The organism is Pseudomonas mandelii, from assembly GCF_024138395.1.
GTDB lineage: Bacteria > Pseudomonadota > Gammaproteobacteria > Pseudomonadales > Pseudomonadaceae > Aquipseudomonas > Aquipseudomonas mandelii_E.
The window spans coordinates 39974-50075 of record NZ_JAMYDU010000032.1 but is presented as its reverse complement, the minus strand read 5'-3'; the positions used below and the strand labels follow the sequence as shown (position 1 = coordinate 50075).

At 60.0% G+C, this 10102-nt stretch carries 14 protein-coding genes; 6 read left to right on the top strand and 8 right to left on the bottom strand.

The window, feature by feature from the left end; all coding sequences use genetic code 11:
• Nucleotides 1-293 precede the first annotated feature (293 nt).
• The 4 genes from NHU87_RS26295 to NHU87_RS26280 form a co-directional block, all read right to left on the bottom strand.
• Nucleotides 294-956 (bottom strand): lytic polysaccharide monooxygenase auxiliary activity family 9 protein, encoded by a 663-nt coding sequence (locus NHU87_RS26295; protein WP_253553865.1) that lies wholly within the window; start codon nt 954-956, stop codon nt 294-296.
• Nucleotides 957-1085: 129 nt separating this feature from the next.
• Nucleotides 1086-1505 carry a cupin domain-containing protein gene (locus NHU87_RS26290; RefSeq protein ID WP_253553862.1) on the bottom strand — a complete coding sequence of 140 codons (420 nt, stop codon included), beginning with the start codon at nt 1503-1505 and terminating at the stop codon, nt 1086-1088.
• A gap of 312 nt (nt 1506-1817) precedes the next feature.
• On the bottom strand, nt 1818-2111 hold the full coding sequence (locus NHU87_RS26285; RefSeq protein WP_253553859.1) for an antibiotic biosynthesis monooxygenase family protein: 294 nt from the start codon (nt 2109-2111) through the stop codon (nt 1818-1820).
• A 123-nt stretch (nt 2112-2234) separates the two neighbouring features.
• Entirely contained in the window at nt 2235-3668 is a 1434-nt protein-coding gene (locus NHU87_RS26280; protein WP_253553856.1) for a PLP-dependent aminotransferase family protein, read from the bottom strand.
• A 196-nt stretch (nt 3669-3864) separates the two neighbouring features.
• Here NHU87_RS26280 and NHU87_RS26275 point away from each other — a divergent pair, with 196 nt between their 5' ends.
• Nucleotides 3865-4305, top strand: coding sequence for a carboxymuconolactone decarboxylase family protein (locus NHU87_RS26275; protein ID WP_253553853.1), 441 nt, complete (start codon nt 3865-3867; stop codon nt 4303-4305).
• 117 nt (nt 4306-4422) lie between these two features.
• Here the strand turns inward: NHU87_RS26275 and NHU87_RS26270 are convergent, their stop codons facing one another.
• Nucleotides 4423-4770 (bottom strand): hypothetical protein, encoded by a 348-nt coding sequence (locus NHU87_RS26270; RefSeq protein ID WP_253553850.1) that lies wholly within the window; start codon nt 4768-4770, stop codon nt 4423-4425.
• A gap of 191 nt (nt 4771-4961) precedes the next feature.
• Between NHU87_RS26270 and NHU87_RS26265 the strand changes: the two genes are divergently transcribed.
• The 3 genes from NHU87_RS26265 to NHU87_RS26255 are packed head-to-tail and all read left to right on the top strand — an operon-like array spanning nt 4962 to nt 7154.
• Complete coding sequence (locus NHU87_RS26265) at nt 4962-5645, top strand: STN domain-containing protein (protein WP_301271576.1); 684 nt, start codon at nt 4962-4964, stop codon at nt 5643-5645.
• Complete coding sequence (locus NHU87_RS26260) at nt 5642-6187, top strand: RNA polymerase sigma factor (RefSeq protein ID WP_095053779.1); 546 nt, start codon at nt 5642-5644, stop codon at nt 6185-6187. Before NHU87_RS26265 ends, NHU87_RS26260 begins: the two co-directional genes overlap by 4 nt.
• Nucleotides 6188-6224: 37 nt before the next feature.
• The gene (locus NHU87_RS26255; protein WP_301271575.1) at nt 6225-7154 is read left to right on the top strand and encodes a FecR family protein; all 930 of its coding nucleotides are present in this window, start codon (nt 6225-6227) and stop codon (nt 7152-7154) included.
• A gap of 141 nt (nt 7155-7295) precedes the next feature.
• Here NHU87_RS26255 and NHU87_RS26250 read toward each other — a convergent pair whose 3' ends face one another.
• Both NHU87_RS26250 and gspH read right to left on the bottom strand, forming a co-directional pair.
• Nucleotides 7296-7904: a PulJ/GspJ family protein gene (locus NHU87_RS26250; RefSeq protein WP_253553844.1), complete on the bottom strand. Its 609-nt coding sequence runs from the start codon at nt 7902-7904 to the stop codon at nt 7296-7298.
• On the bottom strand, nt 7901-8353 hold the full coding sequence (gspH, locus tag NHU87_RS26245; RefSeq protein ID WP_253553841.1) for a type II secretion system minor pseudopilin GspH: 453 nt from the start codon (nt 8351-8353) through the stop codon (nt 7901-7903). The genes NHU87_RS26250 and gspH overlap by 4 nt, the downstream gene beginning before the upstream one ends.
• Before the next feature lie 120 nt (nt 8354-8473).
• Here gspH and NHU87_RS26240 point away from each other — a divergent pair, with 120 nt between their 5' ends.
• The gene (locus tag NHU87_RS26240) at nt 8474-8905 is read left to right on the top strand and encodes a type II secretion system protein N (RefSeq protein ID WP_253553838.1); all 432 of its coding nucleotides are present in this window, start codon (nt 8474-8476) and stop codon (nt 8903-8905) included.
• A gap of 203 nt (nt 8906-9108) precedes the next feature.
• Here NHU87_RS26240 and gspI read toward each other — a convergent pair whose 3' ends face one another.
• On the bottom strand, nt 9109-9489 hold the full coding sequence (gspI, locus tag NHU87_RS26235; protein WP_253553869.1) for a type II secretion system minor pseudopilin GspI: 381 nt from the start codon (nt 9487-9489) through the stop codon (nt 9109-9111).
• A gap of 147 nt (nt 9490-9636) precedes the next feature.
• Between gspI and gspG the strand changes: the two genes are divergently transcribed.
• The gene (gene gspG, locus NHU87_RS26230) at nt 9637-10095 is read left to right on the top strand and encodes a type II secretion system major pseudopilin GspG (RefSeq protein ID WP_253553836.1); all 459 of its coding nucleotides are present in this window, start codon (nt 9637-9639) and stop codon (nt 10093-10095) included.
• Nucleotides 10096-10102 lie beyond the last annotated feature (7 nt).

Here is a 10102-nt window from a genome sequence, read left to right as displayed (position 1 = left end):
ACTGCGTTTTGCGCCCGTATCCATTGCACCTTCCTGATAAGAAGTCAGAAGGTGTAAACCTTATTCAGGACGAGACAGTTGAATGAAAAAAGCCCTGTCTCGAAAGAGATGGGGCTTTTTTTTGTCCGAAGGTTTTGTGGTGTCTGGTCGGGCCTCTTCGCGGGCAAGCCTCGCTCCTACAGGTTTTGTGTCGAACGCCGATTTTGTGGACACCCGCAATCCCTGTAGGAGCGAGGCTTGCCCGCGAAGAGGCCATCAGCCTCAGTACTGTAACGAGGTCTTTTATCTACAGATTATTCGCTGAAGTGAAGATCGATCACTTGGTAGAAGCAGTTTTCCGTGTTGGCTACTTCCCAGAGTGCCAGCAGAACGTGGTATCCCTCTCGGGGAGGGAGCGTCACCTGATGTATGTGCATGATAGGTGGGATGAGTTCCTTATCGGAATCCTCTCCCCAATGGGGCTGATATTCGTTCAGATAAGTCTTGATCGGTTCTGCCTCGAAATGGGCTCTGGCCAGAGGTTCTCTGTGGTTCCAGCCCGGCTTGGTGATCAAGTACTTCCATCGGCGTGTTTTATGCGTTTGGCTATATTCCCATCTGAGGTCCAGTATTTGACCGGATTTGACAGTGTGCTTTTTCCAATGGGCACCTGGGGCGTTCAGCAAGTTACGTTCATCATCCGTGTGCCCCCCGCTGGCAATGGTGCCATTGGCAGGCGGGGCACGGTTCCTTGAGTCCTGTGGTGCAAACGGATCCTTCAGGTTACCTTCGGTCTCGGGAAAGAACTTTCCGCCTTCCAGTGCATTGACCTGACCGGCGTCCAGCTTGCCCGCTTCGAAAAGAAATTGGGCACGGGATTCCGGCTTGCTGATTCGGCCATGTTTTGGCTTGGCCGCCTTTTTTTTTGCGATTTCCTTTCGTTTTTTTTCAGACAGGTGTTCGTTCGTAGAAGCCATGGTCTTGATACTCCATCTCATGAACCACAAGGATCATTCCGGTGCTTTTCCCGGCGATGAAGGTGCATTTGAGGCAGGTGATCAAGGTCTGTCTACTGCCATAGTTGACAGTAGACAGACTCTGAAAAATCAGCTCTCCAAAGGAATCAACACTTTCTCATCCGGCGCCAACACCATGAACACCAACAACTTGGCGGGTTGGGTGGCGCTGGCGTTTTTCGAGATTAGATGTTCAGAGCCGGCGGGCTCGTACCAGAATTCGCCGGCCTTGTAGGTGATCGCTTTTTCACCTTTGACTTGCGAAATGATCTCCCCCGAAAGCACATAGGCCATGGCCGTGCCCTGATGTTTATGGGCGATGGACGATTGGCCCGGCAGGTAGTCGACTTCGATCATCATGGCTTTTTTGTCGGGTACGTTTTTCAGCATCTGGTCCTGCAGGATGGTGACTTTTTCTGAAGGGGCTGCGGTGTCGTGGGCGAATGCCGGGGCTGAAACGCTCAGCGTCAGGGCGGCGAAAGGGGCAGCAAAAAAGCGAAGCGCATTCATGGTTGATTACCTGAGGTGATGAGTCGTCAGGGACCACGGTAAGCCGTGCTATCGGGCAATCAAACAGCCAATTTTCGGGAAGGTGAGGGGGCCAATCAACGACGGTACATTACCCGTAGCAGCTGTCGAGCCTGCGAGGCTGCGTTCGGCTGCGAAGCAGTCGTGAATCCGGCTGACGCGGTCCTTCTGACGCACCGCAAGTTCTGATTTGACGACTGCTGCGCAGCCGAACGCAGCCTCGCAGGCTCGGCAGCTGCTACAGCGAACGCAGGCTCGGCAGCTGCTACGGGGCTGCGATCTTTTGATCTTGTTTTAGACGATTGGAAAGCTGTTGAAGTCGACGGCGTTGGCCAGTCGGCTGTCGATCAGGCCAATAAAGCCTTGCACTTGGGGGCAGTTGAAATGCGCGTGCATGGCCGCTTCCGATTGCCAGCGGGCGCTGACTGTCCAGCGGGTATCGTCCTCGGGGCAGCGGTCGACCATATAGGAGTCACAGCCCGGTAGTTCGCGCAGGGTGTCGACAATCTTTTGCAGTTGCTTACCCAGTTCGTCCGAGCGGCCGGCGGCGGCCTGCACCTTTACGGTGTTGATCACTTCATTGGACATTGCTCACACTCCTGAATCAGGCCGGACGAATCCTGCTCATTGAGGGATAACGCCCAATCAGGATAGGCCTGCACCCCCAGACCGCCAATAGCCAATCACTGGATAAAGCCGCAGACCAATCTGTCAGGCGACCTGCTGCAATATGTCCCGCAAGCGGTCCAGGGCGATGTCGATGTCCAGGGTTTCGATCGCGCCGAACCCCAGGAAAAGCCCGGCCCGTGGCGCTTGCTGGTAAAAAAAGCTATCCAGGGCATAAAGCCCCACTTCGACTTTTTTTGCCAATTCGATCACCAATGGAATATCGACCGGCACCTTGCACAGCACCACCATGTGGAACCCGGCCGTGGTCGGCACCGCTTCGAACCACGGCGAAAGGTCGCCCGCCATGCGCGCCAGAATCCGTTCGCGGCGCCCGGCGTAAATCGTGTGGCAGCGCCGAATGTGTTTGAGCAGACAGCCTTCGGCGATGAACTTGGCGAGCGCCCATTGCGGCAGGGTGGAGGTATGCAAGTCGGTGAGCTGCTTGGCGCGGATCACCGCTTCGAGAATCGCTGGCGGCAAAATCGCGTACCCGAGCCGCAACTCCGGCAACAAGGTCTTCGAGAAGGTGCCGACGTAGGCGACGATACCGCGCTCATCCAGGCTTTGCAGCGAGTCGGTGGGTCGGCCTTCGTAGCGGAATTCGCTGTCGTAATCGTCCTCGATGATGATCGCCCCCAGCTCATAGGCCCTTGCGAGCAGGGCTTCGCGGCGAGCCTGGCTCATGGGCATGCCCAAGGGGAACTGGTGGGACGGGGTGACGTAAATCAGCCGGGTGCCATCGGGAATGTGCTCGACCTGAATGCCTTGCGCATCCACCGGCACGCCGACTACCGTTGCGCCATGGCTCCCGAACAACAGGCGCGCCGGCGGGTAGCCGGGGTCTTCCATGGCGACGAGGCTGCCCGGTTGGGTCAGCACCCGGGAAAGCAGGTCCAGCGCCTGCTGCGCGCCGTTGCACACCACCACGTCTTCGTCCTGACAATTGACTCCGCGCGAAAACGCGATATGCCGTGCGATCGCATTGCGCAGCGCCGGCAGGCCTTCGGGCAGGCTGTAGAAGCCCTTGGAACCGGCAATCTGGCGCAAGGCATGAGAGGTGCAGCGGCGCCAATCGTCCTGCGGAAACTGCCCCTTGCTGGTCGCGCCACCGATGAACTCGTAACGCAACGAGCCTTCCAGCGTCGGGTGGCGCAAGAACGTCGGCAGGTTGCGCCAGCGTTCGATGACCTCAAAGCTCGCCAGCTCCGAATGGCTCTGCTTGGGAACGGTTTTCGCTGCTCGGGCATTGACGTAGGTGCCTTTACCGATCACCCCAGTGAGGAAGTTCTCGTAGGTCAGTTGCGAATAAGTGTCGGAAATGGTCTTGCGCGAAATCCCCAGTTGTTCGGCCAGCAAGCGGCTGGGCGGCAGCTGTGTCCCGGCTGTCAGGCGGCCGGACTCGATGGCGTCGCGCAATTGCCGGTACAACTGGCCCGCCAGGTCCTTGCGGCCGTCGATGACAACATGAAGTTCCATACCGGCGGGGCTCTTGAGGCGACTGTACGTCGCGCCAGATTACCCGCATGAGCGACTGCGCAGAAGTTGCGTGGGTGAAAAACCGCCGATTGGCCTTCTGCGAGGCGGTCCACGGTTTTTTCGACAAATTGGAGCTGTGACGCCGGTGGGTCTGCCTCTACCTTGGAGTCATCTATCCGATCCCTGAGGTCGCCCCATGAACGCCCGTCTTGATTACTACAGCGCATCGCCCAAAGCGATGAAAGCCATGATCGCCCTGGAGGCCCTGACCAGCGACCTGAGCATCGAACCGGCCTTGTTGCACCTGATCAAAATCCGCGCCTCGCAGCTCAATGGCTGCGCCTTCTGCACCGACATGCACTCGGTGGACGCGCGCCGCTTCGGCGAGAGCGATCGTCGGCTGTACGCGATCGTGGTCTGGCGCGAAAGCAGCTTCTTCAACCCACGGGAGCGGGCGGCCCTGGCTTGGACCGAAGCAGTGACCCTGCTCTCGCAAAGCCATGTGCCGGATGACGTTTACGCATTGGCCCGGGAGCAATTCAGTGAAGGTGAACTGGTCGACCTGACAATGGCGGTCAGCACCATCAACAGCTGGAATCGTCTGGCGGTGAGCTTTCGGCAAACGCCCGGCGGTTAATTCAAGCGCAAACCTTGTAGGAGCGAGGCTTGCCCGCGAAGAACGATGACGCGTAATACCTGAAAAACCGCGGTGCATTCTTCGCGGGCAAGCCTCGCTCCTACAGGCAGTGCCTGATCACTTGCCAATCAGCAGCGGCGAAGTCGCGGGCGCCGGCGCCGGTCGCTGCGGTTTCACCGACGTGCCAAAGGTATTGCCCATGCGCGTGCTGGTGGCGGCCGGTGTCGCCAGGCCAAGCTGATGGGGCGGCCGTTTGTTGATCGGCACGTTCATCGCCTGCTGATTTTTCTGCGCAGCGACAGCCCCCTCGGGGTTGTTGCCCATTTGCTGACTGAGGCAGTTGTAGTCCGGCGCCTTGTAGCCACCGACCGTCACTTCGACGCAACCTAGCGGCTGTTCGGCGTAAGCCAGCGACAGCCCGCTCATCAGCAACACGCCCGTTACAAGGTTCGACAGATGTTTCATTGAAGGCCTCCTGGCCGGCCACAAAGGGGCCGCTCTGGAGCGTGAGTCTAGAGCAAAGCGCTTTAACGGCGCGTGATGGTTTTTTTGCACCAACCGTCACATCAGATTCATATACAGCCCTCAGGATGACGGTTTTCAGGGGTACGTCAGCCGTGCAGCGAGGCAGAGCCAGGGACGGGCGCCAGTTTTTAATGACTCACGTTCGCCAGGCTTGCCTGGCGTTGCTGTTTTGGTTGATGTCCTCGACGGCGTCCGCTGGTCCGGTCGATCCGCACACACCGCTGGAACTGGACATCCCGGCCCAGGCATTGGCCAGCGCGCTTGAACGGTTCAGTCGCTCCACCGGCATGGCTGTTCTGGTGGATCGCCAACTGACCCGCGGTCGTCGTTCGGTGGCCGTGAAAGGACACTTGAATGCAACCGATGCATTGAGCCTGATGCTCAGTGGCAGCGGGCTGATGGCGCGGTATGCCCGAGCGGATGCGTTCACTTTGCAGGTGGCGCAGGTCGCCGAGGTGTCCGTAAGTCCTGATGCGGTTGCAAACAATGCGCCGCTGGCGGGTGGCAGTTATGCGACGGCGATTCAAACGGCGCTCGAACGTCGCTTGTGTCGCTCGCCGTTGACCCGGCCGGGCAGTTTTCGGGCGTTGTTGCAACTGTGGATCGGTCGTGACGGCGTGGTGCAGTACAGCCGCCTGGTCCGTTCCACAGGTGATGTTCAGCGCGACTCGGCGCTGGTGGAAAGTTTACGCAACCTCAGAATAGAACGCCCGGCGCCCAGCTCCTTAGGCCAGCCGGTCACGCTGCTCTTGCTACCGCAATCGTCAGGAACACGCATGGAATGCACACAATGGGAAGGAGTTTCCGGGGGATGAAAGACACCGGGCAAAGTTCGATGGTCAGGCTGTTCCTGACGTCCTATGACGATTTCAAGGTGCGCTTGCGCAGGCGCCTCGGTTCGGAGGATCTGGCCAACGACGTCCTGCACGAAACCTACCTGCGGGTCGACCGCATGGAAGCCCCGCCGAACATCGCGCAACCCAATGCCTACCTCTATCGCATGGCCCTGAACATTGCTGCCGACCGGCGCCAGTCGGATGCCCGGTTGCTGACCGGCAGTGAGGTGGAGGAGCTGTTGCAGGTGTCCGACGAAGCGCTCGACCCGGCGCGGGTGGTGGGCGGTCAGAAGGAAATTCAGTCGCTGCTCAAAGCGCTGTACGAACTGCCGGCGCGGCGGCGCAAGATCTTTATCGCCGCGCGTCTGGAAGAGGCGCCGCACCTGGAAATCTCCCGGCGTTTTGGTATTTCGACACGGATGGTCGAGAAGGAAATCAAAGCCGCCTTGGGCCATTGCGCCGCTCGCCTGGAAAGAAAAGTCATTCAGCGGTTCGGTCCCGGCGCGGGAAAACCGTCTTGATAGAAGAGTCCAGATTAATCCGTGAGTACCCCCGCGCTTGAACATCTTCCGTATGTCATTCCCTGAGGCGACACCCCAGGATCGGCTGCAAAGCGAAGCCCAGGACTGGTTGATCCTTTTGACCTCGGGCCGGGCGACCGTCGCCGATGCGCGTGCCTTGCGCGAGTGGTGCGCGCAAAGCCCCGAACACGCCCGTGCATTCGAGCAAAGCAAGCTGTTGTGGCAGCAGTTGCAACCCGCCGCCGAAGGTTTGCGGGCGCCGCGGCATCTGGGGCGTCGGGCATTTCTTGGCGGCGCCATCGCGGCGTCCGCGGCGTTTTTTATGATTCGTGGCACCGTGCCGGGTGGTTTTTCGGGATTGGGCGCGGACTACATCACGCAAGTCGGCGAGCAGCGACGGGTCGATCTGGCGGACGGCGTGAGCCTGGAGCTCAATACCCAGACGCGGATCAACCGCCGTGACAGTGCCAATTTCGAACTGGTCAGTGGCGAAGTCGAGGTTCTGACCCGTGCTCAGGCGCCGCTCAAGGTTCAGGCCGGGGCAGGGTGGTTGAGTGCGAGCCAGGCCCGTTTCAATCTGCGCAATACCGATCAGAGCGTGTGTGTCACTTGTCTGGATGGCGCATTGCAAATCGATGTGCAGGGTCGCAGCATTCGCCTGGAATCAGGCCAGCAATTGACCTATGACGCCCAGCAAGTCGGCACGCCGCAAGCGGTCGACACCTCGGCGGTGATTGCCTGGCGCCAACAGGTATTGGTGTTCAACGACGCCACGCTGTCGACGGTGATCGACGAGATCAACCGCTACCGTCCCGGGATGTTGCTGTTGCTCAACAGCGAGTTAGGCAAGCGCAAGGTTCAGGCACGTTTCAGCCTGGATCAACTGGCGGGCGTGGCGTTGTTGATTCGCGATGCGTATGGGGCCAAATGCACAGAGTTGCCGGGTGGGGTGGTGGTGCTCAGTTGATGTGAGGGTGTCTGTGCTGATGCCATCGCGAGCAGGCTCGCTCCCACATTGGATCTCATGGATACACAAAATCCATATGTACTGAAGAACCCTGTGGGAGCGGGCTTGCCCGCGATGAACGATAACGCGGTCCCCCCTGACTCACTCCAACGGCCCCAACACCTGCCGATATCGCTCAACCCCTTGAGGCGTCTGCCGCTTCAGGCTGATCTCGATCCCCAGCGGATTCTCCCGCCGGTTACCGCTCAGTTTCCTCCAGCCCTTATCCACCTCCCACACCCGCAACGCGGCTTCGCTGACGTCATTGAGCACGGCGACTCCACCGGTGGGGGCCGGCAGCGGATAGTGACTGCGCGATGGCGCCTGAGCCCGGTAGAGCGTGTCGCCCTTGAGCCACCAGCGCACGCGCTGCAACTCGCTATTGTGGTTGGGCGCGACGCGGATTACGTCCAGACGAAAGCCTTGGCCATCGGTGCTGCGCACGATCAGCGCAGGCGGGGCGCTGGAGGGTTCGTCGTCCACGCCAGGCTTTGCCGGCTCGGACAGCTCGATGCTGGCGCGCATCGCGACGTCACGCTCCAACTGGTTCAGCGCCCGCAGCAGGGCTTCGGTCTGTTCGGTGCTGGCCTGCAAATGAGCATCGGCGCGGGTGACGCTGTCCAGCCCGCGCCAGGCGATCAAGCTGACCACGGCCATCAGCATGATCGCGACCATCACTTCGATCAGGGTAAAACCTTGTTGAGCCTTCATTGGACGCTCACCTGGCCGGCGGCGTTGCGTTGCACGCTGATGCTGTTGAGCCCGTCCGACAGCTTCAACTGCAAGGGCGGGTTGATCCACTCTGCGTTCAACACGACTTTTTGCCTGGGCTCTATGCGCACTTCCATCCCCGGCGTCTGCCAGGGGCGGGGGCGCAGTTGTGGGTCGTTGTTGAAGTGATCGAAACCTTTGTCCTGGTCATTGCGGCGACTGAAGCGAAAGCCCTTGGCGTCAGCCAGCCAAGTGATCGGCCGGCCATCGGCGCGGGCTTCGGCCTGAGCCACCTGGAGCAATTGCGCGACACGTTCGGCGTCCTTGCGCAGCAAATGCAACGGGTCCGGTTTGATGCTCAGGCTGATCGCCGCGCTGGCGATGCCGATGATCACCAGCACCACCATCAACTCGATCAGGGTGAAGCCCTGTTGTTTGAAGCCATTCATCGACTGCGCGCTCCTTTGCGTCGTTTTTTATCCTGCACGGCAAAGATGATGGGTGTGTGAAATAAAAACGTGAGAATTAAGCGGTAGGCTCAGGGCAGGGACTAAAAGGAGATTCAGCCCATGTCGTTCACCGATCGGTTTTCCCCGGCACAATGCGTGCAGGCTGTTGCCTTGCTGGCGACTCTGGCCGGTGTCGTCACCTGGTCATCGCTGCTGCTCACCCGGGCCGAATCCCGAACCCCGGAGGCGGCACCGCAATTGATTGCCGAGCGCTCCAGCAACCCGGCCCTGCAATGGTTTTCCAACCAACCGGCGCCGGTCGATATCAAGGTCGGCGGCGTGTTGGCGGGCAGCCGTGGCGCGGTGGCCATCCTCAGCCTTAACGACGGCCCGCCACGCAGCTTTCTGGTGGGCGAGCGCGTGAGCCAAGGGGTGAAAGTCGTGGCCATCGACGGCGATGCCGTGGTGATTGAACGGGGTACAGAACAAACCCGGTTGGTGCTCGAAAAGCTACCCGGATCACCTTCGCTGCCCGTGTTGACCCAACCCTGAAACTACCCCCTGTAGCAGCTGTCGAGCTTGCGAGGCTGCGTTCGGCTGCGAAGCAGTCGTGAATACGGCATCCACGGTTTGATTGATGCACCGCGCCGTCTGGTTTTGCGACTGCTTCGCAGCCGAACGCAGCCTCGCAAGCTCGACAGCTGCTACAGTCGAACGCAGCCTCGCAGGCTCGGCAGCTGCTACACGGACCGCGTTTATTTCGTTATTGGTCGACTGAGCAAGGTATCGAGTCTAGCCAGCGGCGGCGCCTCGCGACTGCGGTCGAACACTTGCAGATCGACGCGCACCAAGCGGCCATTCTGCGCATTGCCAATCGCCTGTTCGCAGCGCAACAGCAACCGCCCCTGATCGCATTCGATCGCTTTCGCCCCCAACGGCAAACGGCCCTCAAGGCGCAGCTCGGCCAAACGACTCTGTGCCGCCAGCAGCGCGATGGATTTGTCACGCAACAGGCCGTTGCTCTGGGTCATCAACCCGGCTACCCGCACCGCGGCGGACATCGCGACGGCAATGATTGCCAGCGCCACCAGCACTTCAATCAAGGTAAAACCGGCTTCTCGGTGAGGGCGTCGCATCAGGCGCTCGGGCAGTCTGGACAGCGCTTGACGGTAGCGCCCGTGCTTGACGGCTTGACGACCAAAGCTCCCGAGGATTTTCAACATCACTGACATATCTTCTTGCAACACTGCGCGTCGAATCGAATCAAGCCAGGGAATGTCGAGATGGATATCGCGCGCTTCAAGTTGCTGAATCAGCGGCCCCGCCTGCCTCGGGGGCAGCAAGGTTTCACCCTGATCGAGATCATGGTGGTGGTGGTGATTCTCGGGATTCTGGCGGCGATGGTGGTGCCCAAGGTGCTGGACCGTCCGGACCAGGCGCGGGCCACGGCCGCCAAACAGGACATTGGCGGCTTGATGCAAGCCTTGAAGCTGTATCGCCTGGACCACGGCACCTATCCGAACATGACCCAGGGTTTGAAAGTGCTGGTCGAACGCCCGGCGGACGCCAAGAACAGCAACTGGCGCTCATATCTGGAGCGCCTGCCGAATGACCCGTGGGGCCGTCCCTACAATTATCTGAATCCGGGCGCGAATGGCGAAGTCGATATCTTCTCCCTCGGTGCCGACGGCCAGCCTGATGGCGAAGGCGTAAATGCCGATATCGGCTCCTGGCAGTTGTAAGCGCGGT

Bases quoted from the DNA above. Each gene is read 5' to 3' on its own strand.
- NHU87_RS26280 (WP_253553856.1), bottom strand. From the start codon at position 3,668: ATGGAACTTCATGTTGTCATCGACGGCCGCAAGGACCTGGCGGGCCAG.
- NHU87_RS26290 (WP_253553862.1), bottom strand. From the start codon at position 1,505: ATGAATGCGCTTCGCTTTTTTGCTGCCCCTTTCGCCGCCCTGACGCTG.
- gspG (WP_253553836.1), top strand. From the start codon at position 9,637: ATGGATATCGCGCGCTTCAAGTTGCTGAATCAGCGGCCCCGCCTGCCT.
- NHU87_RS26275 (WP_253553853.1), top strand. From the start codon at position 3,865: ATGAACGCCCGTCTTGATTACTACAGCGCATCGCCCAAAGCGATGAAA.
- NHU87_RS26270 (WP_253553850.1), bottom strand. From the start codon at position 4,770: ATGAAACATCTGTCGAACCTTGTAACGGGCGTGTTGCTGATGAGCGGG.
- NHU87_RS26265 (WP_301271576.1), top strand. From the start codon at position 4,962: ATGACTCACGTTCGCCAGGCTTGCCTGGCGTTGCTGTTTTGGTTGATG.
- NHU87_RS26240 (WP_253553838.1), top strand. From the start codon at position 8,474: ATGTCGTTCACCGATCGGTTTTCCCCGGCACAATGCGTGCAGGCTGTT.
- NHU87_RS26295 (WP_253553865.1), bottom strand. From the start codon at position 956: ATGGCTTCTACGAACGAACACCTGTCTGAAAAAAAACGAAAGGAAATC.
- gspI (WP_253553869.1), bottom strand. From the start codon at position 9,489: ATGCGACGCCCTCACCGAGAAGCCGGTTTTACCTTGATTGAAGTGCTG.
- gspH (WP_253553841.1), bottom strand. From the start codon at position 8,353: ATGAATGGCTTCAAACAACAGGGCTTCACCCTGATCGAGTTGATGGTG.
- NHU87_RS26250 (WP_253553844.1), bottom strand. From the start codon at position 7,904: ATGAAGGCTCAACAAGGTTTTACCCTGATCGAAGTGATGGTCGCGATC.
- NHU87_RS26260 (WP_095053779.1), top strand. From the start codon at position 5,642: ATGAAAGACACCGGGCAAAGTTCGATGGTCAGGCTGTTCCTGACGTCC.
- NHU87_RS26285 (WP_253553859.1), bottom strand. From the start codon at position 2,111: ATGTCCAATGAAGTGATCAACACCGTAAAGGTGCAGGCCGCCGCCGGC.